Source organism: Nitrosovibrio sp. Nv4 (genome assembly GCF_900215485.1).
Lineage (GTDB): Bacteria > Pseudomonadota > Gammaproteobacteria > Burkholderiales > Nitrosomonadaceae > Nitrosospira.
In genome coordinates this window covers 550,553-568,462 of the sequence record NZ_OCMZ01000002.1, presented here as the reverse complement: position 1 = coordinate 568,462, position 17,910 = coordinate 550,553, and the positions used below count along the sequence as shown (strand labels likewise).

The following is a 17,910-nucleotide window of genomic DNA, read 5'->3' as shown; positions in this document are numbered from 1 at the left end:
TAACTCTCCCCCGCATACTCGTCAGACACAAGCCTGTCGTCGCCGGGCGACCGACTCGGGCTCAAGCACACCCGAGTAGATCCACAATTGTTCGAGCTGAGGTCGCAGGACCTCCATTGAATATTCAAGCTCGATCTTATGCCTACCTTTTTGTCCCAGCATCCGGCGCAGGGATGGCGCGCCGAGCAAACGCTCCAAAGCACGAATGAGTCCCGGGATGTCACCCGGGTTCACAAGTAGTCCCTCTTGCCCTTCCGTTACCACTTCGGGTATACCGCCCACGGGTGTCGTGACAACGGGAACCGACCATGACATCGCTTCGAGAAGTGCCATTGGCATCGCCTCGTCGTATGATGGAAGTACAAAGATCGCTGCTCGCGCAAGTAACTCATCTTTTTCTGCTCTCTCGAGCCACCCTGTAAATTGAATCTTTTCGCTGACCCCCAGTTCTTCTGACAGCGCCCGCGCCAGCTTCAGTTCACCATCACCCGCGATAACCATTTTGAAGTTAACGGTCAGCAAAGAAACAGCCCGGATCAGGTCAAACGCTCCTTTCCGCTTCCCCACTTGACCAAGAAAGAGTATCAGCGGGGGTTTGCACGAGTCGTGTTTAGATGCACGCTCTTCCGTGTTGACAAAGTCCATCGCGGGCAAGGGTACGGAGTTGAACAACGTCACGGTGCGCGTAGTAGGCACGATCTCTCTAATGGCGTTGGCTATGCTTGGGGACAAGGTAATTACGAAAGTCGCGTGGGTAAAGACAAATCTCATAATGAACTTTCCCCACTTTCCATTCTCATGCTCAAAAAACTCAACCAGGTCGGAACAGTGTAAGTGAACAAGATAAGGAACACGAAAGATCATTCCTGTCAGTATAAAAAAAACTTTCCGCCATATACTTACTCTGGAGGCCATATGCACGTGAAGCAATCTAACCTGACCAATGAGAATCATGCGGAGCAGCCGTGACAGTGCGACTAAGGCTGCGCGCGCCTTCGCAAATCTCGATCCCTGCACATGCGTTACCAAGTACGCAACCTTCCATTCCGCGAGAATGCCGAAATCTCGATAGTTGCGAACGACGGTTGCGATACCGTTATACGCGTCAGGCGATGTTCCTAGCATTACAATCATTTGTATGTTCACGACTGTTAGTGAATACTGTAGCCCATCTGGAATTGAGCTCCAGCCACTCAAGTATTCAAACTCTCGCTAAAAGTTGCTCCCCACGTAAGTCTTGGTCGGGTTTGGAAGTGCGAAGTGCGGAAACTCGGTGCTATAAAACTGCGGCCATTCTGCGGCGCATATCCTCGCGTCACATTTGGTGAACCATGCCGAATTGAGACACTTCATTGCGAAATTTGCCCGAATGTTTTCACACGGCCATCCTGCAAGCAGCCGCCAGGCTTAGCTTTTTTTGAAGCTCGGTCAAATGTCCCGCGACTCTGCGTTTCACATCAACCCTGCCCTTCAAGGGAAAGTTTTAATCAGGGTACCAAGTGGAATTGAACGGTCTACATCGCATTATCTCAGTCGTTCAAATCGCCTTAACACCATGCCTGGCTTGATCGCGCAACTGCCGGACACGGTCATGATTTCTTTTTGCGCCTTCATATTGCTGGTCCAGAAGAGCGCGTAGATCACCCGGCATTTCTTCCCTCAGCGCATTCTCATAAGCCACTACGGCCGCGGCTTCGCCGCGTTCGCATTCTTCCAATACCGCAAGGTTATCCTGGCTGGTCAGCGCGGTTTTAAGGTCAACCCAGGTGCGGTGCAATGCTCCCGCGGCGCTGCCGCTTGTCTCTGGGTCACCTCCATATCGTCTTACCTCGGCACTCAATATTCGCACCGCTTCTTCGCAGCTTTGCGCGCGGTTCTGAAAATACGTCTTCAGTGCTTCGTCGTCAGCATCATCCATACAAGTCCTGAAGCCGTTTGCACCATCGCGTGAGATCTAGATCAGGTTATTGAGCATGTTTACAATTCGTTCATTATCCATTTTGTTCTCCGAAATAAAAAATAAGGGCTAGCAGCCTGCCGGACTTAAAGGAAATCGGCTTTTTCGCTTCGATTCTTCAAGCCCGACAGGCTGCCAGGCCACAAGGCAATTCTTGACCTAAACATCGCCTATGGAAGAATGCAAAGATAGAAAGGGGGGCGCGGCTGGTCTGTGCGATGAAGCACATTGCATGGGTAATGCAGAGAGCGCCTTATTTGGTTATGCTATTTTTACGCAGTTGGAATAAGACAGTGCGTGTGTCCGCCGGCGCTATGTCAGTCACCCGGTGCGCTCGCAGCCACGTTACTCGTCCGGCTTTTTCTCCTTCACAAGCCTGATTACAAGAAAAGATCGAACTGGTGCGGAGGCTTTACCTCCCGATATTTCATTTGGGCTCACAACAAGCTCTGCGCGTTATCGAGGAATTTCAACCAACTCCAGCGCGGCTATCGGTTCGGCCTTAGTGTCGTAGCCAGTAAACCACACCGCCGAAATCGGCGGGATTGAATCGAGCATTTCCTTTGTCTGGTTCTGCCATCGACTTGTACTCTTCCAGATAACTGTCGCGAACAAGGTCCGAGCCGGGTTCGTATGTTGAAGCCGTGGCAATAGCTTCAACGTTCTCCATAAGCGATTTCAGCGCCTTTAGCTCCTCGGAATATTCATCGGAACACCGGTAGTTCAATTGCTGCTCTAACCACTTAATGCGAGCGAACAAATCTTTAGAATTAATTATATTGGCCGTATTGGTGATGGGTTTGGATTCCATGAATCTATTTCCTTATTCATCGAAAAAGATGGCTTAGCCTATTGTTGACTGGATAGGCGAGAATTGCTTCATTCTCGCGAGTAACGACATGCCTCCGCCGGAGTGGTAGTATTTATTGGCGACCGGATTAAGTATATACATTAAATATTCTTCCTGGCTCCAACCAGCCAGCCAGCCAAACAGTCATCCAGTCCGCATTTCAGAGAGAAGAGGAAAATCATGACCATTAAGGCAATCTATGTGGCGCCAGGCGGCGGCTTTGATCGCGTAACACTGGGCGCTTGCGAAACATCACAACCGAAAGCAGGCGAGATTACTGTCAGAATCCGGGCGAGCTCGCTTAACTATCACGATTATGCGGTAGTCAGCGGAATGTGGGCGCCGACAGTACCTCGTATTCCCATGTCGGATGGAGCGGGAGAGATCGTGGCTGTGGGTGAAGGAGTTACCGAATTCGCAATAGGCGATCCTGTTGTCAGTACTTTCTTTCCCGCCTGGCTGGAAGGAGAACCCAAGGTGGACGACATGGGCACGGTACCAGGCGACGGCATCGACGGCTTCGCGAGGGAGCAGGTAACAATGCCGGCGACCGCATTTACTCCCGCGCCAAAGAGTTTTAGCCATGCGGAAGCAGCTACGCTTACCTGCGCCGGATTGACAGCCTGGCGGGCATTAATGGTGGATGGCGCATTGAAGCCGGGTGAAACCGTACTGGTTCAGGGAACCGGCGGAGTTTCGGTATTCGCTTTGCAATTCGCAAAGATGGCGGGAGCAACGGTGGTGGCTACCTCTTCCAGCGACGAGAAACTTGCGCGGCTGGAAACGCTGGGCGCAGACCACTTGATCAATTACCGAAAACATGAAAACTGGGGCGATCTGGTGCGCCGCTTGACAGCAGGACGCGGCGTCGATCATGTCATCGAAGTGGGAGGACCTGCCACACTGGCACAATCCATGGTGGCGGCGCGCATCGGCGGGCACATCGCAGTAATCGGTATCCTTTCCGGTATGACAGGAACGCTGCCGTTGCTCTCCGTGCTGACACGGCAGTTGCGCCTTCAGGGGTTGGTGGTCGGCAGCCGCCGCCACCAGATGGAAATGATTCGGGCGATCGATGCCAACGGATTACGGCCGATAATTGACCGTCATTTTTCGCTGGAGGAAATCGTCGAGGCTTTTCGCCATCAGGAAACCAACCGGCATTTCGGCAAGATATGCCTCGATATTTGAGCATCATGGGGGCATTTTTTATTGCATAAAAAATGAAAAAAGAAATTGTCATAATCGGCGGCGGCTTTGCAGGGCTGAATCTGGTGAAGCATTTAGCCGATTAGGCGGACTTCCATATCACGCTTGTCGATATGAATAACTTCTTTCCTCCACTTCTATATCAGTTGGCGACTGGTTTTCTGGACGTATCCTCGTGATTTACCAGAGGGATGCATGTGAATAGGTATGAGACTATTAAAAGATAATTTCTCTTTACTTATCGTTTTCCTGAGCTGCACTTTCAAAAAGCTCCTGTAAATGCCTGGGGAAAACATCCTTTGTTTGTTCCACCTGGCCCTCAGAGAAATGACGTGTCAGTACATTGATCACTTCCTTTATGGTTCTCTTTGCTTCCTGGTCGTTGCCAAAATCTCTAGCTGCTGCTTTACCGGAGCCTTTCCGCGCCTCTTCCAGAAATTCCTGCATACTCCTCACCTTCTTTTTCTGCTGAAGATCCCATCCGTCAACAAACACTCCCTTTAGTACTAGAGGTAGTTGTCCCATGAACTGAACCGCCTCTTCGGGTACCATTACATTCCTTAACGCATGCAAAACTGATCTCAATACACTTTCTGCTCTCTCAGTGTCAGGATCTCCCAATGCCTGCGCAATCTGCTTAACGATCTCGTTTCCTTTAGCAGCATACTTTTCAAAAGTCATATTCCCCCCTTTTTGCCCCGCACGATGAACCCAGGTTCAGGAGCATGGCTAGCATAAGTAAAAACCTTATCATTGTGTTCTCTGATAAGATGGCGTTTAAAGTAATGAAGAGTCCATTACTTAAAACTAGGTGATGGAGTTTAAGCTGTCAAAGTAGATTTCTAGGCAGACTTGCCTGTCGGTGTCAGCAGTTCCCTGCTGTTGTTATCTGGATTGGCGCAGTTGACCACCCGGCTCACGCGCCGCCACATGAATTCGTCGGTAGGCAGTGACCTGCTTTGGGCAATGTGCGAGCTTCCTCAACCGTGTATCCGCGTTCATCCAGCGCAAGGCGTCCTCCGGTTCCAACACAGCGGCCTGCGGTTGTGGAAGTCCACCTCCGCCGCCCACTGTCTTCCGTCACAATCACATGGCCCACTTCCACGGTTGCTGCAGCCATAGAACCATAAGCCTTCGCTTCGTATACCTTTGGAATACCGAGTGCGTCTGCTGCTCAGGTTGGAAATAATGCACGAGTTCGTCAGTGAACCGTCGCTTTGTCAGTCAGCGTGCTTTTTCACCCATGCGACATAGTGGTCCATCCAGTTCTGCAGGAATTTCCTGCTGTCTTCATTGCCGATGCCTCCGGCTTCATCGAACAAGCCCTCTTTGACATGAATGAATGCTTCCGGTTGGCCAAGGGTTGGGACGTCCAGGTAAGCAAGGGAGTTGCGCAGATGTTGTTGCGCTATTGCCGTGCCGATGGAACCAATGGAAGCACCGATCACGCCCCCGGGTTTCCCCGCCCAGGCGTTTTGACCGTAAGGACGCGAAGCGTGATCGAGTGCGTTCTTGAGCACGCCAGGCATGGATCGATTGTATTCGGGTGTAACGAACAGAAGGCCCTGCGCCCCCGTGATTTCACCCTTCAGCCGTTTGACAGACTCGGCCTGGTTCCCATCGTCGTCCTGATTATAGAGTGGCAGGTCGCTGATTTGTGCTTGCTTGAAGGAAAACTCCGCCGGGGCCAATTTTATGAGCGCGTTAGCCAGCTTCTGGTTGAATGAATCACGGCGAAGGCTGCCAACTACTACAGCAATTCGATATTTGCTCATGTCAGATTTCCTTATAAAAAGCCCGGGTGAATGTGAACATTTCGAGTACGCACTGTTTTCAGCGATTTCCTTGGAATACAACCAGGCTTGACTACCGGTTAGTGTTGGTCTAATAGTTAAAGGAAGGCGCCTTCTTTCCTTACAACATAGTAGCAAAAAGCTGAGACTTATCGGGTGAAAAATGAAAATGGGCGCGAGTCCAGGGTTGCCGGTAATCGTCCAATTTTTCTAGGAGCCTGAGATGCTAGGCGATGGAAAATCGGTAGTCCTATCGTTTGACGATGGTCCGGCGCCCGTGAGTGCGCTTGAGAGCATCCTGCGGACGCTCCGGGAAAATGAAATCCTGGCGGAGTTTTATGTTCTCGGCGATGAGGTCAGGCGATATCCGGGAGCAGCAAGCATGATCGTCAGTCAGGGGCATGACATACAGAACCATTCCTGGAGCCATCCTAACCTGGCCAGGGAGACAGAGCAGAACGTGCGATGGGAGCTTGAGCAAACCCAGAACATTATCCGTGAAACGACAGGGGTAACGCCGACCAGGATACGCCCGCCCTATGGCGCCGGCGGTTTTCGTGGCCATCTCGATCCGGAGCTTGCCGATGTGGCCAGGGAGCTGTCGCTAACCATCGTGACATGGGACATCGATACCGAGGACTGGAAAGCTCCTCAAGGATTAGGGCCGGGCAAGATAGCATATATCGAGACCCAGTTTATGCAACAACCGCGGAAGGTCTCATTCAATGTGCTCATGCACGTGCAGTCCGCGACGGCGAGAGATCTGCCTGCTTTGATCTCCCAGCTAAGGGAATGGGGATTCGCCATTGCAGAGCCGTGACGGGTCGTGAAAGCGAGGCATGTCGTCGCGTGCGGCTTGGGGCCAATATTAACGTTGTTATTAAACCCGGCGACAGGTCTCGCGCACGAAAACCGGGAATATGATTGCAGGCCGGATACCAAATATGAGTGTACGGCAGACCAGTGCCAAAAGATAACCAGTGATTTTCAGCATGCGGAGTCGTTCGCCTACAATGAGGAAACGGGTGAAATCTCCGCATGCCTGTGGACGAATTGCTATGCGGACAAGGCGACCGTATTCAGAGATCCAACTGCTCGCACCCTTACTGTTATTGGCAGGTTAATCCCAACCGCTCACTCCGGTAATGAGCCGATAATCGTATCTTTGACGATCGAAAACAGTAAGACCGACGATACCCGCAACTTCACGGCTATCTGGGGCTATCGCAGCGAAGGGCTGACGTTCGATATGGGCAAGTGCGTGATCCAAGAATACGATAAAGGAAGCAAACGATAACAAAACTGCGATTGCCTGATTTTGTTCCTCAAATCCCGCCACTCGGTCATACAGGCAACGCGGTCAAGCAACAATCGCAACCCGCTTCGGCGGGTTTTCTAATTTCTGTTTTAAAGAGCCTTCGGAGCCCGAGTAAAAATCATCGTACAGATACTTAAAACCCCATAGAAACATTAACTGAAGCCGGGCAATTCATATGCTACAAATCCGACAAGTTGCGAAGTCTTTTAACGCGTGCGAAACTTCCAGGATTTGCAGTTCAGGTATCCCATGACAAATAAATGGATTATTCATGCAGTATTCATATGGAGAATATATGGAACGATTAATTTCGGGCGCAGTTATCTTGCTCAGCCTGACAGGCTATGCCTTTGCCGATGAAAAACCGGCGGGTGAATACATGCGGGATGGAACGGTAGCCCAGGAAGGAGGGGATTGGGATGAAGCGCGTCGCATTTATGCTCGCGCATTCACCGAGGCCAATCTTGCCCAGGCCGATCCCCGTTTTAAAGCGGTTCTCCACTATGAATATGGCCGCTCCCTCGGCGTGACGTGCTTCTTTGAGGAAGCGGAACGCCAGCTCAATCTCGCGAACGACCTGGACAAGCACACTGGAGGCGTATTCTATCTTTCCCTGACAGAATTGGCGCGCCTAAACCTGGACCAACGAAAGTTCATTGAAGCGGCGTCTTATCTTGAACGTGTTCTGGCTGAATTGGATCCCCTGATCACTGCCAGGAGAGTACCCGTGTTCTATGCTAACGTTCTTGACGATTACGCCATGGCCCTTTCCGGAGTCGGGCGCGAGCAGGATGCTGAAGCAGCAGCGAAGCGGGCCGCGGAGACCAGAGGAGCCATACTGAAGGAGCATTCCATCTCGGATCGAACGCCCTATGGCAAACACTGCGTCAAATCCTGAATTCTTCGATTGCCGTGGCATGTCCAGAAGCCGGATTTCGACCTGATAACTGCAAATTTTCGGCCTGAACCGAATCCACGCGTGCGACCGTCGCCACGCCGCACGGCTGGATCAGCAGGGGAGAATAATCATGACCTTTGGACAGCTTGACAGGAAGTCAATCGCATATTACTTGTTAAACTCATTATCGAAAGCTATCACTCCCCCGCCGTCTTCTTGCCCAGATAGGCGGCCTGCCCAAGACCAAATATGGAAAGCAGCGTGGCATCGACATCCGGCATCGTAACTACTCGGCGGAACTCGATCTGCTCCATGAACTCGACCGCGGATATTGCGTAAATGATGACTGCCGGGATTGTGATATCCTCTGGCCGGCTGAGTGGGAAGTTGAGATCGAAATTGCTAAGGAAGATTACTCAGTGGATGTCGGTCAAGGAGATGTGGATTTTAGCCACTGAGAATTATCCGGTTCCCACATCCACAAATTCGAGAATTACCATACGTTGCTGTCCCGCTTACACCGAAATCCACGGGGTAACTGGGCGCTGGATTATCCATAATAAAAAATGCTTTAAGTCCCCTTATTACGCAGTATGTAGTATCATAACCTCCTTTATGGCACTATATATAGACTTTAATAACAATCGCCTCACTACTTCAACAAGGTCCAGATGACGTCCTCCAAAAAATCTAATGAGCATACATCAGCTCGTGTGGCTTCCAAAGCCAGCAAAATTCTGTCAAATCCCAAGTCAACGTCAGCGCAGAAAAGTGTTGCCGCATCTGCTCTTACGCAAGCTACGGATAGGAAAAAAAAATAGCTTAACTAGCTGCCCTATCGATAGGAATCTCCTCGTCCTCAAAACGAAAAATTCATGGATATTTGGGACGCAAACAAGCTGGTGCTTTTTTTGGTATTTGTGATTCCTGGCTTCGTAAGCCTTAAAGCGTACGAAATTTTGTTCTTATCTCCACCGAAAGGAACAACAGATCGGATTATTGACGCGATTGCATATACCTGCCTGAACTATGCGATCCTATTTCCCCTCATCTACTACATCAATGAAGCAGGGATAAGGGAATCACATCCAATTTTATTTGTGATGTTGTGGTCATGCGTTCTTTTCGTCGCACCTATCATCTGGGTGGCGATCCTCAAATTTTTTAGGACATCAAAGTGTTTACAGCGATGGCTACCACACCCTATAGAGCGATCGTGGGATTATGTTTTTGGTGAGCGAATACCTTATTGGATCATTATCGTGATGAAGGATGGAACGAAAATTGCCGGTAAATATGGCTATAAATCATTTGCCTCATCAGGTTCATGTAAAGAGCAAATCTATATCGAGGAAACTTGGCTTCTGAATGCGGACGGTGGTTTTGAACGACCTAAAGTAGATACAGCAGGCACGTTATTAATCAGTCACGAGATAGAGTCAGTTGAATTTTTTCACTATAAGGAGAGTAGTCAATGAGCGATAAAAAGCAAACAATTAATGATGGCTATCAACCCCATAAAAAAGGTTACCAACCGGTTCCTGGAAGTGTCACAGGCGGACATCAACCCACAACAAATGAGCAGAAACCTTCAATACCTCAGCCACCACCAAAAAAGATTTAATATGGCAATTGAGGCAATGCAGGGATCAACATTTCGTGACAGCACCTCGATAGTGCTCGAACTCATCTTAGGTGGAGACAATATGGCAGCGTCCTTCGTATTAAGTCGCGGAGGAGAGATGCCTTTAGATGACGCCGTTGATGGCTTGATAGCGGTCGAGAAGATCATTGGAGAAGTCATTCGCAACGGGCGGGAACGGATTGCCACCGAAAAAACGGCGAAGAGCGCCAATGAAAAGGCGCGAGATGCCTAACAAAGCCATGAGTGTTACATGTTCCATCCCACCCTGGTTTACTGCGACCCATAGCAGTTGTCAATGCAGGTAATCGTTTGCTTTCGTTGTACGATCAGCTAAGCTGAGTTAGGAAGCAGGTGTTTGAGTTGGGGGCATAAAAATCTCCCCGATAACAAAAAGGGTCGTCAGAAACAAAACCATAGGGAGGATTGCATGAGAGCACGGACAGGCGTTCCAGTCGCCATGCTGCTGTTTCTCTCTGCATGCGTCACCCGTCCCCATTCGCCCATCGTATCTATCGTTGACATTCCATCTGGTTCTGTCAACGCAACCTATCACATTCCTCGGACGCTAGAGCGCTTTGGTGACAAGTTGGAACAGATTGACAAGTCGGTACAGAGGATTGGAGGGGATAATGGCCCTCCCCAACCATTCATAGATCTTCGGCTGCAACTAACGAAAGTTGCTGCTTCCGTTGAGGCGCTCTCAACCGCGGTTCATGCTCTAGAGGATCGTCAGGCTACGACCCAACCGTCTAGTACTGTATGTTGCTGCTGTTCTGTTGAATCAACAAAATATCTAGACTTGTCACCGGTTTGGCAGGAGCTGTTACGTATGCAGGACCGCGTGACGCACCTGCAGGCCCAAAAGCAAGAAGACGACTATGCGTTCTTTAGGCTATTGATTTCTCTGATTCAGTTACTCATTTGGCCATCCGTTGTCATAGTGCTAGCGCTGCTGTTTCACAATCCGATATCACAGTGGATTAGAACCTTAGAGGTGAAATTGAGCACGATCTTGGGAGAATTAAAGGCCAAGCCACAAACGCTGAAGGAGCTTAATGCCCGTGTGGAAGAAGAGGCTGATACGTATCAAGTTACTGAGCAAGATGTGCGCACTGCACACCTACTCGCGCTGGAACGAATTGAACGCGAGTTTGGCGGGAACATGCGGCCTAATGTTCTGATTCATGGCACGCCTTTCGATGCTGTTACGTGGGGTTCATGGCGTGGTCGTGTAATTGCCATCGAAGTAGAGTTTGTTGGCAATGAGCATGCCAAAGTATCTTCGCAGATTCCGCAGTTGGTTTCGGGTGCCAACGCGGTAGCGCAGAAGTACAATCGAAACGTATTTTCGCTTGTGCTCGCATTCGTCACCATTGACATTAATGAGAAGGCTCTCCGCGAGAAGCAAGCAGAGTGGCAGCAAGAAGCAAATGACTCATCAGACATCAGGGTGTTCGTTCGCGTCTATGACTACCAAACTTTGCGCGCTGAAGGTTCAGGCAGCAGCAGCAAATAGCCAGGCGTAATGAGGGCGCTTGCTGCCGTTATGTCTCTACAAGGGCAGGAAGCCGGCTCTGAGCACAGAGAGAATCGCTCAGCTAGGGGCCGTCACAGAATTCGGAAAAAATCTTACGCCAGTAAAGCGTAAAGTAAATGATTACAGTGGCTTACATAGACTCAGTAAATACTATTTTTTGATTAATTTTATAGCCAGTGACAACCAGAAAAAATTATAGTAATCAATCTATTATAAAACGCTAACGTGCTTTAAATTCCGAATTCTGACGTGATCCCTCTTTGAAATCCCACGGTTACTTGTATGGAATCCATTATTGAAAATAGTACTTTGACTAATGATCGTCCCATGCCTTTGGTTGAATGTTCATGTAAAGAAGAAAGAAAGTGCGAGCAACGCGGCGTAGAATTTGAAATTACCGGGAACAAGGATGGGGAAATCTTCCTTTACTTCAATTTCGCGCCATATAGACCACTCCTCCCCTGGGGCGAGGTATCGATCACATTCCGGAAGTGCAGGATTATTTTGGACATTGAGGATGGTGAGATTCCCTTGAAAGACCTAGACTTGAAAAAAAGCTTCAAAATTAAGATACCAAAGGCAATAAAAAAAACAACTGGTACAAAGAATTCCAAGTCAAAGGGCTTCGGCATGGGGCTAGAAGCTGGATTAGTTAGCAAGATGGAGGCTAACAAGAGCACGGATCAAGCTTCAGAAGAAAGTATCTCAAACGATGAATCATATGAGACCGAGGAATATCAAATTCTTGCGGGAGGTACGGTCTCAAGTCGTATTTGGGAGCTTGAAGAAAAAGAAAGCGAACTTGGTCTCCGTGGAGCACCGGATGAAAATTTGCGCTTGGGGGTTTTGAGGAAAAGCGGCGAGAAGTGCACGATCTGGGCAAAAATAGTTGCGGATGAGAAAGATGTATTAATGGAAGGGGTTAGAGTGTTCAAGCCTGGCATAAACAAAAGTAATCGGTTTGTCAGAAGCAAATTAATTCAGAAATACTGTTATAAGGATGCACCAGAACAGAAATATCGTTCCAGGCAAGACTTTCATTTATTGTTTCTTAACTGCAAATGTTTCAAGGTAGAGGATGAACAGCGAGCCTGAACAAGAGGCTTTCATCAAGGCCTTTGAGTATTTGGACAATACAGATTCCGACAATTTGTCGGAGCTTATGCAAGCGGTTGGTCTTGATCCTAAGCAAGACCTTGCATTCACAGATGCTTCCGGAGCAAACCTGGGTTTCCAGGATTTCTCAGGTGCGAATCTGGAGGAGTGTGTGTTAGTCTCGGCAAATCTGAAAGAGGCTGGTTTTTCGAGGTCTAATCTCCGAGGCGCCAATTTATCGAAGGTCTCATCGATGGGAGCTGATCTCTCAGCAGCGAACCTAACAAAGACAAACCTGTCAGGGGCTGACCTAACAGAGACAAACCTATCAAGGGCTGACCTAACAGGGGCAATCCTATGGTGGACACACCTGTCAGGGGCAATTATGTCAGGGGCTGACCTAACAGGGGCTTACCTAACAGGGGTTGACCTAACAGCGGCTGACCTAACAGGGGCTGTCCTAACAAAGACAAACCTACTAGGGGCAAAGCTATCAGGGGCAAAGCTATCTGATGCTGATCTATCTGATGCTGATCTATCAAGGGCTGACCTAACTGGGACTGACCTGTCAGGAGCTGACCTGTCAAGGGCAAACCTATCATGGGCAAAGCTAACAAGGGCTGACCTAACAAAGACCAACCTAACATGCGCTAACCTATCAGGGGCTGACTTAACAGGGGCTGACCTAACAGGGACTTATCTAACAGGGACTAATCTCTCAGGAGCTGACCTGTCAAGGGCAAACCTGTCAGGGGCTGACCTAACAGGGACTAATCTTTCAGGAGTTGGCCTGTCAAGGGCAAACTTGTCAGGGGCTGACCTAACAGGGACTGAGCTAACAGGGGTTGACCTAACAGGGGCTGACCTAACAGGGGCAAACTTAATAGGGGTTGACCTAACAGGGGCTGACCTAACAGGGGCAAGCTTGTCAAAGATAGATTCTAAGCTTATAAAACAATAGCTGATACGTTAATCGTAAGTTATATCCGCTTGAGTAGGCTTTGTTTTATTGTTTGCCTGAAATTCCGACCAAACTTTAATATGCGACCTTAAACGTCGGACTATCCTCCGGCCGGGTCTTGCGGTGATCGTAGATTCGGGTGGTGGCAATATTCGCATGCCCCAGCCACTCCTGCACCTTGGCGATATCTGCGCCGTTATCCAGTGCATTAGTCGCGGCCGTGGCCCGCATCACATGCGGCCCCATGTTCCTGCCCGATATACCCAGCTTCTTTAAATATTTCAGCACCACTTGCTCGTAAACATTGCCGGGGGTCATCGCAGTATAGGTATGACCATGCACATTGTTTTTAACGGGACGAAAGAGCGGTGCATCCAGATCCTGTCCGTGGCCAGCGGCTTCCAGATATTCTTCTATTAAGGTTAACGTACCAGGATGGGTGGGCACGAAGCGCATCTTGCCGCCTTTGCCCTGTACCTGCAGATGAGCCACTCCCCGGCGTGACTGGCAGTAGTCTCTCACCTTCAGCTTGGTAAGTTCTTCCCGGCGCAAGCCATGATAGAGCAGGGCCGAGAGAATGGCGCGGTCGCGTTTGCCTTTGAGCGTACTCGCGTCCGGCGTGCTCAACAAGGCACGCGCCTGGGCATCACCCAATGCCGGGGTTTTTCCCTGTTGCGATTCCACTACCGGGCGCTTCACGCCTTTGACCGGATTGTGGGTCACTGCATTGGATTCACATAAATGTTCGAACAAGGAAGCCAGCGCGGCCAGCTTCCTGCGGATGGTGCTGCCGCCGAGCTGGCGCACTTCCAGCGTTTTGCGCCAGGCCAAAACGTGGGATCGGGTGACGGTGCGAAAATCCTCCGGCTGATGGATGCCGACAAACTGCATGAAGTCGCGCAAGTCGTTTTCGTAAGCGCGCCGCGTTTGCGGATTATCAATATTGGCGAACCATTCGATGGCGGACGGCACTTCGCTCAATTGGCGGTATTGGGCGGAAGTCAGCATCGGGACTTCCGCGGCGGTTGCCAGTTCGGAAATACCCGGGTTTTGCGGTTTTGGGATGAGCGAATTCATGAGCTTAGTTTACAGTATGTTATCAACTGTAACGGGGAAGAGAAAAGGCAAAGATCCTTATCACCGTCTATATTTAGGTTGGAAGTCTTAGCTCTCCTTCCCGAACATCGTTGCGCAGTTGTTCTAGCATGGTGGGCCACTGCCCGGGCGATGGCCGGCAGAAGATAGAATAAATGACGAGAGAATCGTATGGATCAGAACAAATATAAAAAAAGGTACATATCCTACTGGCATGTCTATCTGATGATTGTGGCCGACTGGCTGGTATTTGTAGTGCCAGTGAGCCTCATAGGTATTCTTTGGATGGAATCCGTCGTCGGTCCTGGAAATGTCAAATACCGCGATTTCCGAATTCTTGCACACTGGATTGACCCGGTGTTGTTTCAATATAACCTGATCATGTCGCTGCTCGCGATGCTTGTCATACCAACGCTCGCTCTGAGCTATACACTTACCATGGCGAACCGAAAGGAACGACGGTTGCAGAACGAGGTTCCAGTCGAGCGTCGCGCCGAACTGGTCGGACGGATGAGACACCGCACTTCCTTCAGCGCCTATCGAGGTGGTGTCTGGATGGCCACGACTGTCGTGCTGCTCGGCATGACGAGCCTGCTACTATTTAATCCTTCGTGTGGATTAATAGGATCTCTTGGCGCCAACTCGTTGCTTATGGGGCCTTTTGCAGAATTATACGAGCAAAATCAGCATGCATTTAATTCCCATTTGCTTCGTACCACGTCTGCTTTTCAGTTCGGTTTCCTCGGTGCCTACGTTTATTTCATCGGCTCCGTTGTTCGTGCATATTTCACGTACGATCTGACTTCTCACACTTTTGTCGAAGGGGCAATGCGCATGATTGCCGCAAGCCTACTTGCTCTGGTGCTCTCCTTCGCTTTCATCTTTTTTCTCTCTATCGATGAAGCAGCTCCTGCCTCGACTGTTGGGCATGGCGCTGAGTGTCCCAAGCCCTGGTCGACTACCGAATCTTTGCTGCCAACTGCAGCTTCAACTACTGATAAGCGTCCGGAGGGCAATTCTGATGATGGAGGCACTGCAATTCCGGTCTCTGTGAGTCTGATTCCCATTGTGGCTTATTTCTTTGGTTTTTATCCGAAACGGGCCTCGCTCGCGGTTGAGCGCATCGCATTACGGATATTTAGAAATATCATTTCAGGTGATAGCTATCGCGCTCTACCGCTCTCCATGCTGGCGGGAATGAGCTATGCCCATGAACTGAGACTGGAACGAGAGGGCTATGACAATATTGAAAACCTGAGTAATGCCGATGCTGTCGATCTGGCGATTCGCACCTGTTTCAGCTATGGTCAGTCGAAGCGATGGATAGACCAAGCATGGCTTGCGACTCACCTGCGGGAAGATTATCCGGCATTCGTTTTTCGCACCGCGATAACGAGCAGCGATGAATTGCAGCGCTTTTTAATCACCTGCGATTCCGCTCAAGTCGATGGAGTGGAACAGTTGGTAAACGGGTTATCGACGGATCCCGCGGTAATCTCGTCGTGGAAGGTAAGACTCACCACTCTGAAGATATTGCTCAATGCAGACTCTGCTCCGCTGGAGAATTCCGGCAATCCAGACACAAATAAGCATGGATCGGACTAACATATGGTTCTTCCACTTCCCTATGGAAAATCCTGTAATTAAATCAAAGACATATCAGCAAACTCGTTTCCAATTTGCCAAGTAGCCTCCATATATTTACTTATTAGCTTGGTACTTCATTGCAAGAAAATACCGCACGTACATTGCTCAGAAGGCGCTAGACCAAGGGCGTTCATTCTTAGCAACCATGCAGCTAGCCGTTTGGCTATTGGTTGAAGCGCGGATGAAATACAACTTATAGTTTCGTGGTCGAAAATAACTGGCGAGTCAAGCGATCGCAAATGGATGAAACTATAATGAGTGTCCGTTGAAAGGGATAATTTGCGATGGGAAAAACGGAGGTCATCAGTCTTCTGTGATCAATCAGGATCGGTTCGGTTGACCTAAATAAACAGCTTAAAGAAAAAGCAGCAGCGACGAGCTCAGTTTTTCGGCAACTGCTGTTATAAACTATCAGTGGCACAACAAGCAACACGGTGTTATTCATAGCTACCGTCGGGAGCTGAAGGGGGTGTGCTTGCCAACAGGTCAGAATTGATGATTAAGTTGAATTGAAACAATATCTACCGAGCTGCTGAAGGAGCCGCGGACGACGCCTGGAGGCAAGCGAGGATTATTTGTTGGCCTATCGATCTCGGCCTTTTCACTAAATATATGAATATACCCGACATCGACGGACATACGTTTACCGATCCTCTGGTTAAATCCTACGGCCAACAGCGTCCTATCCGAATCAGGAAGTCTGACCGTGCGATCCATCGCATTGCGAATGGGAGACTGATCATAAGCCACGCCCATTTTTAGTCGCAGGGAATCATTGTATTGATACTGCGTTCCGAAGCCTAAGCGGTAACTATCCCTGAAACCCAGCCTCTCGCTTGGCAGGCTAACTCTATCAGTTAGATCTGTAACCACTAATGCAGGAATACTGCTCCAGCCCGTCCAAGTAAAATCAGCCAGAAGCTGTAACCGATCGTTGAACATATGAGATATCGCGACTGATACCGTATCGGGCAATCTAATAGAAGTTGATGTAGGAATATTGATGCCACCGCCTTTGAAATGTCCATCAGCCGTAAGGTTTACCGCCGATCGGTAGGTGAGACCTAAGCGCGTGGCAGGATTAAGTTGCAGCGTTGCCCCGAGATTATAACCAAAGCCGATGTCCCTGCCAGTTTGCTTTGTTCCGACATCCATAGAACTATCAGCTAGCCGCGCCATGCTACGCAAGTCTGCATCAAGTCTTACAATATTAAAACCTGCGCCAAGAGAAATGATATTGTTTATGCGCCAAGCGATACTGGGATTGGCATTAACAACAATTATTTCTGATGAGGTCCCCTGATAACGTCCAACAAAAGATTTGCTCCAGTCAGTGATGCTGCCAAATGTTGGCGACAGTCCTAGTCCAACGCGTAGTGCAGGCGTGATCGACATGCTCCAGTAGCCTGTTGGAATAAATGCTATGCCACCGGCCTGTCCTCCATTATCTCCGAGAGGGCTACCGGGAAGAATGCTGCTACCAGTATCCTTAAACCTTAGGGAGCTCACCGGTATGCTCAAGACTCCGGAGACGTGATGCCCAAGTGCGAGATTTGTCATCCCTGCTGGATTAAAGAAGATCGTTGAAGCATCTTGCGCGACTGCCGCTGTTCCTGCAAACGCGTAACCTGCTCCGGCCCCATTCTGATCTTGCAATGCGAATCCCGCAGCATCAGCGTAGTTGACGACAAATATCTTGCTGAGCACTAGAAGCAAGATGATTAATACGGGGTGATACATAGTTGCTCTTACTTGAATGATAAGGATGCCTCTTAAAAATGAGTGATCATTCATCCAGCGTTTCCCTCATTTTCCCGTTAACGCCGGTTGGCGCGGGCTTCCTGCTCGAAAATTGAGGGCAGAATAAGAAGAGTAAGGGTAGCAAGAGACTTCTATTATTCATAT

The 17,910-nt window shown here is 49.5% G+C and carries 18 protein-coding genes; 10 read left to right on the top strand and 8 right to left on the bottom strand.

All coding sequences use genetic code 11. From position 1 onward, the window contains the following. Nucleotides 1-21 precede the first annotated feature (21 nt). The 3 genes from CRO05_RS10805 to CRO05_RS10795 all read right to left on the bottom strand — a co-directional run bounded on the left by CRO05_RS10805 (nucleotide 22) and on the right by CRO05_RS10795 (nucleotide 2,768). Complete coding sequence (locus tag CRO05_RS10805) at nucleotides 22-1,125, bottom strand: glycosyltransferase family 4 protein (RefSeq protein ID WP_339389758.1); 1,104 nt, start codon at nucleotides 1,123-1,125, stop codon at nucleotides 22-24. A gap of 412 nt (nucleotides 1,126-1,537) precedes the next feature. Continuing rightward, complete coding sequence (locus tag CRO05_RS10800) at nucleotides 1,538-1,954, bottom strand: PA2169 family four-helix-bundle protein (RefSeq protein WP_255405936.1); 417 nt, start codon at nucleotides 1,952-1,954, stop codon at nucleotides 1,538-1,540. A 505-nt stretch (nucleotides 1,955-2,459) separates the two neighbouring features. After that, nucleotides 2,460-2,768 carry a hypothetical protein gene (locus CRO05_RS10795; protein WP_097067196.1) on the bottom strand — a complete coding sequence of 103 codons (309 nt, stop codon included), beginning with the start codon at nucleotides 2,766-2,768 and terminating at the stop codon, nucleotides 2,460-2,462. 219 nt (nucleotides 2,769-2,987) lie between these two features. Between CRO05_RS10795 and CRO05_RS10790 the strand changes: the two genes are divergently transcribed. Then, the gene (locus CRO05_RS10790; RefSeq protein ID WP_097067195.1) at nucleotides 2,988-3,998 is read left to right on the top strand and encodes an NAD(P)-dependent alcohol dehydrogenase; all 1,011 of its coding nucleotides are present in this window, start codon (nucleotides 2,988-2,990) and stop codon (nucleotides 3,996-3,998) included. Between the two features lie 252 nt (nucleotides 3,999-4,250). Here CRO05_RS10790 and CRO05_RS10780 read toward each other — a convergent pair whose 3' ends face one another. The 3 genes from CRO05_RS10780 to CRO05_RS10775 all read right to left on the bottom strand — a co-directional run bounded on the left by CRO05_RS10780 (nucleotide 4,251) and on the right by CRO05_RS10775 (nucleotide 5,791). Then, complete coding sequence (locus CRO05_RS10780; protein WP_097067194.1) at nucleotides 4,251-4,697, bottom strand: DUF2267 domain-containing protein; 447 nt, start codon at nucleotides 4,695-4,697, stop codon at nucleotides 4,251-4,253. Between the two features lie 235 nt (nucleotides 4,698-4,932). Further along, a complete protein-coding gene (locus CRO05_RS15340; protein ID WP_143860919.1) occupies nucleotides 4,933-5,136 on the bottom strand; it encodes a hypothetical protein in 204 nt (67 codons plus the stop codon). Nucleotides 5,137-5,236: 100 nt separating this feature from the next. Next, nucleotides 5,237-5,791 (bottom strand): NADPH-dependent FMN reductase, encoded by a 555-nt coding sequence (locus CRO05_RS10775; RefSeq protein ID WP_097067193.1) that lies wholly within the window; start codon nucleotides 5,789-5,791, stop codon nucleotides 5,237-5,239. A 241-nt stretch (nucleotides 5,792-6,032) separates the two neighbouring features. Here CRO05_RS10775 and CRO05_RS10770 point away from each other — a divergent pair, with 241 nt between their 5' ends. From CRO05_RS10770 to CRO05_RS10735, 8 genes are all read left to right on the top strand, one after another. After that, nucleotides 6,033-6,629 (top strand): polysaccharide deacetylase family protein, encoded by a 597-nt coding sequence (locus CRO05_RS10770; RefSeq protein WP_097067192.1) that lies wholly within the window; start codon nucleotides 6,033-6,035, stop codon nucleotides 6,627-6,629. A gap of 6 nt (nucleotides 6,630-6,635) precedes the next feature. Further along, nucleotides 6,636-7,106 (top strand): hypothetical protein, encoded by a 471-nt coding sequence (locus CRO05_RS10765; RefSeq protein ID WP_107758443.1) that lies wholly within the window; start codon nucleotides 6,636-6,638, stop codon nucleotides 7,104-7,106. Nucleotides 7,107-7,422: 316 nt separating this feature from the next. Further along, nucleotides 7,423-8,025 carry a tetratricopeptide repeat protein gene (locus tag CRO05_RS10760; RefSeq protein WP_097067190.1) on the top strand — a complete coding sequence of 201 codons (603 nt, stop codon included), beginning with the start codon at nucleotides 7,423-7,425 and terminating at the stop codon, nucleotides 8,023-8,025. 875 nt (nucleotides 8,026-8,900) lie between these two features. Continuing rightward, nucleotides 8,901-9,503, top strand: coding sequence for a DUF6338 family protein (locus CRO05_RS10755; RefSeq protein WP_097067189.1), 603 nt, complete (start codon nucleotides 8,901-8,903; stop codon nucleotides 9,501-9,503). A 21-nt stretch (nucleotides 9,504-9,524) separates the two neighbouring features. Beyond that, nucleotides 9,525-9,902: a hypothetical protein gene (locus CRO05_RS10750; protein ID WP_097067188.1), complete on the top strand. Its 378-nt coding sequence runs from the start codon at nucleotides 9,525-9,527 to the stop codon at nucleotides 9,900-9,902. Between the two features lie 597 nt (nucleotides 9,903-10,499). Continuing rightward, nucleotides 10,500-11,186, top strand: coding sequence for a hypothetical protein (locus CRO05_RS15550; RefSeq protein WP_097067187.1), 687 nt, complete (start codon nucleotides 10,500-10,502; stop codon nucleotides 11,184-11,186). A gap of 303 nt (nucleotides 11,187-11,489) precedes the next feature. After that, complete coding sequence (locus CRO05_RS10740) at nucleotides 11,490-12,302, top strand: hypothetical protein (protein ID WP_143860917.1); 813 nt, start codon at nucleotides 11,490-11,492, stop codon at nucleotides 12,300-12,302. Then, nucleotides 12,286-13,263 (top strand): pentapeptide repeat-containing protein, encoded by a 978-nt coding sequence (locus CRO05_RS10735; protein ID WP_097067185.1) that lies wholly within the window; start codon nucleotides 12,286-12,288, stop codon nucleotides 13,261-13,263. The genes CRO05_RS10740 and CRO05_RS10735 overlap by 17 nt, the downstream gene beginning before the upstream one ends. A 75-nt stretch (nucleotides 13,264-13,338) precedes the next feature. Here the strand turns inward: CRO05_RS10735 and CRO05_RS10730 are convergent, their stop codons facing one another. Continuing rightward, the gene (locus tag CRO05_RS10730; RefSeq protein WP_235001399.1) at nucleotides 13,339-14,340 is read right to left on the bottom strand and encodes a tyrosine-type recombinase/integrase; all 1,002 of its coding nucleotides are present in this window, start codon (nucleotides 14,338-14,340) and stop codon (nucleotides 13,339-13,341) included. Between the two features lie 189 nt (nucleotides 14,341-14,529). Between CRO05_RS10730 and CRO05_RS10725 the strand changes: the two genes are divergently transcribed. Beyond that, on the top strand, nucleotides 14,530-15,963 hold the full coding sequence (locus tag CRO05_RS10725) for a hypothetical protein (protein ID WP_235001398.1): 1,434 nt from the start codon (nucleotides 14,530-14,532) through the stop codon (nucleotides 15,961-15,963). A 528-nt stretch (nucleotides 15,964-16,491) separates the two neighbouring features. On the opposite strand, the gene CRO05_RS10720 is transcribed toward CRO05_RS10725, so the two are convergent. After that, on the bottom strand, nucleotides 16,492-17,799 hold the full coding sequence (locus CRO05_RS10720) for an OmpP1/FadL family transporter (protein WP_235001397.1): 1,308 nt from the start codon (nucleotides 17,797-17,799) through the stop codon (nucleotides 16,492-16,494). Nucleotides 17,800-17,910 lie beyond the last annotated feature (111 nt).

Excerpts from the sequence above, each read along its gene's own strand:
- CRO05_RS10750 (WP_097067188.1), top strand. The coding sequence starts at position 9,525 with ATGATGGCTATCAACCCCATAAAAAAGGTTACCAACCGGTTCCTGGAA.
- CRO05_RS10740 (WP_143860917.1), top strand. The coding sequence starts at position 11,490 with ATGGAATCCATTATTGAAAATAGTACTTTGACTAATGATCGTCCCATG.
- CRO05_RS10735 (WP_097067185.1), top strand. The coding sequence starts at position 12,286 with ATGAACAGCGAGCCTGAACAAGAGGCTTTCATCAAGGCCTTTGAGTAT.
- CRO05_RS10725 (WP_235001398.1), top strand. The coding sequence starts at position 14,530 with ATGGATCAGAACAAATATAAAAAAAGGTACATATCCTACTGGCATGTC.
- CRO05_RS10805 (WP_339389758.1), bottom strand. The coding sequence starts at position 1,125 with ATGCTAGGAACATCGCCTGACGCGTATAACGGTATCGCAACCGTCGTT.
- CRO05_RS15340 (WP_143860919.1), bottom strand. The coding sequence starts at position 5,136 with ATGGCTGCAGCAACCGTGGAAGTGGGCCATGTGATTGTGACGGAAGAC.
- CRO05_RS10755 (WP_097067189.1), top strand. The coding sequence starts at position 8,901 with ATGGATATTTGGGACGCAAACAAGCTGGTGCTTTTTTTGGTATTTGTG.
- CRO05_RS10795 (WP_097067196.1), bottom strand. The coding sequence starts at position 2,768 with ATGGAATCCAAACCCATCACCAATACGGCCAATATAATTAATTCTAAA.
- CRO05_RS10780 (WP_097067194.1), bottom strand. The coding sequence starts at position 4,697 with ATGACTTTTGAAAAGTATGCTGCTAAAGGAAACGAGATCGTTAAGCAG.
- CRO05_RS10775 (WP_097067193.1), bottom strand. The coding sequence starts at position 5,791 with ATGAGCAAATATCGAATTGCTGTAGTAGTTGGCAGCCTTCGCCGTGAT.
- CRO05_RS10790 (WP_097067195.1), top strand. The coding sequence starts at position 2,988 with ATGACCATTAAGGCAATCTATGTGGCGCCAGGCGGCGGCTTTGATCGC.
- CRO05_RS10760 (WP_097067190.1), top strand. The coding sequence starts at position 7,423 with ATGGAACGATTAATTTCGGGCGCAGTTATCTTGCTCAGCCTGACAGGC.
- CRO05_RS10770 (WP_097067192.1), top strand. The coding sequence starts at position 6,033 with ATGCTAGGCGATGGAAAATCGGTAGTCCTATCGTTTGACGATGGTCCG.
- CRO05_RS10720 (WP_235001397.1), bottom strand. The coding sequence starts at position 17,799 with ATGAATGATCACTCATTTTTAAGAGGCATCCTTATCATTCAAGTAAGA.
- CRO05_RS10730 (WP_235001399.1), bottom strand. The coding sequence starts at position 14,340 with ATGAATTCGCTCATCCCAAAACCGCAAAACCCGGGTATTTCCGAACTG.
- CRO05_RS15550 (WP_097067187.1), top strand. The coding sequence starts at position 10,500 with ATGCAGGACCGCGTGACGCACCTGCAGGCCCAAAAGCAAGAAGACGAC.